Raw genomic sequence first — 1,167 nt, 5'->3', positions numbered from 1 at the left:
CCCCGAGCTGGCCCACACCGGCGCCTCCTCCACCAACACCTTCCTCGGCCTCACCTCCGCCGCCCTCCTCGCCCTCGGGGCCGGCGTCCTGATCGCCGTCCGCCGGCTCCGCCACCAGCACTGACCGACCGCCGGCGGGCGCGCGTCCGCCCGGCGCCCGCCGGCCGTCCCGGCCCGGCCTCTAACGGGCAACCGTGCCGCCGTTCAGCACCACCTACCCACCCACACCACCAGCACGATGACCTCGGGGGATTTCTGTCATGCGCACGTCCACCATTGCCCGTTCCGCGAAGAACAACCGCACGTCCTCCGGCCGCCGCCGCCTCGCCACCCTGGCCGCCACCGCCGTCCTCGTGGGCGGCGTCCAGCTCCTCGCCACCGACACCGCCTGGGCCTGCGGCGCCCCGGACGACGCCCCGGTCACCGCCCCCGCGAAGCCGTCCCCAGCGGACGAGAAGGACGGGTCCGTCGAGGTGCACGGCCAGGGCGCCACCACCAAGTTCCTCAAGGCCCCCGGCACGATCGAGGCCGGCGGCGCCAAGGTGGAGTTCGAGGTGCAGTTCTTCAACGGGACCGGCGCCGACTACCACCGGGTCGTCCCGAGCATCGCGTTCTTCAACCCGCAGGGCGCCACCCCGAAGGCCTCCCAGGTCACCGCCGAGATCATGGTGCGCGGCGGGTGGCAGCGCGCGGCGCTGCAGCACGGCTGCGACCCGGCGATCGGCGCCACCTTCGGGTCCGCGGGCGGGCCGCTCGCCGACGGCCACGCCGTCCGCTACCGCTTCCGGGTCGGTCTCTCCGCCGACGTGGCCAAGGACGTCGACGGACTCCAGGTGATCGTCTCCCCCAGCAACGGCCGCGGCGCGATCACCGAGGTCAAGGTCGCGCACCCGAAGGCCCCCGCGAAGCCGACCACCCCGGCGAAGCCCGCGCCGACCAAGTCCACGCCGACCAAGTCCGCCGAGCCGGCCCCGGCCAAGCCCGCCGCCGACAAGACCGCCACCCCCGCCCCGGCCGCCGAGACCCCGAAGGCGACGACCCCGACCGCCGCCCCGGCCACCACCGCCCCGGCGGGCACCCCCGAGCTGGCCCACACCGGCGCCTCCTCCCGCAACAGCCTCCTGGCCCTCGGTTCCGCCGCCCTCCTCGCCCTCGGGGTCGGCGTCC

General features: G+C 75.9%; 1 protein-coding gene and 1 pseudogene. Both read left to right on the top strand.

Features of this window, described 5'->3' with window-relative positions; all coding sequences use genetic code 11:
* Positions 1-7 precede the first annotated feature (7 nt).
* Positions 8-124 carry a hypothetical protein gene (locus ACFRMQ_RS40865; protein ID WP_380736002.1) on the top strand — a complete coding sequence of 39 codons (117 nt, stop codon included), beginning with the start codon at positions 8-10 and terminating at the stop codon, positions 122-124.
* A 136-nt stretch (positions 125-260) separates the two neighbouring features.
* A pseudogene (locus ACFRMQ_RS40860) lies at positions 261-1,167 on the top strand (hypothetical protein); the annotation flags it as partial.

The organism is Kitasatospora sp. NPDC056783 (genome assembly GCF_042789895.1).
GTDB lineage: Bacteria > Actinomycetota > Actinomycetes > Streptomycetales > Streptomycetaceae > Kitasatospora.
This window is presented reverse-complemented; position numbering and strand designations above follow the sequence as displayed.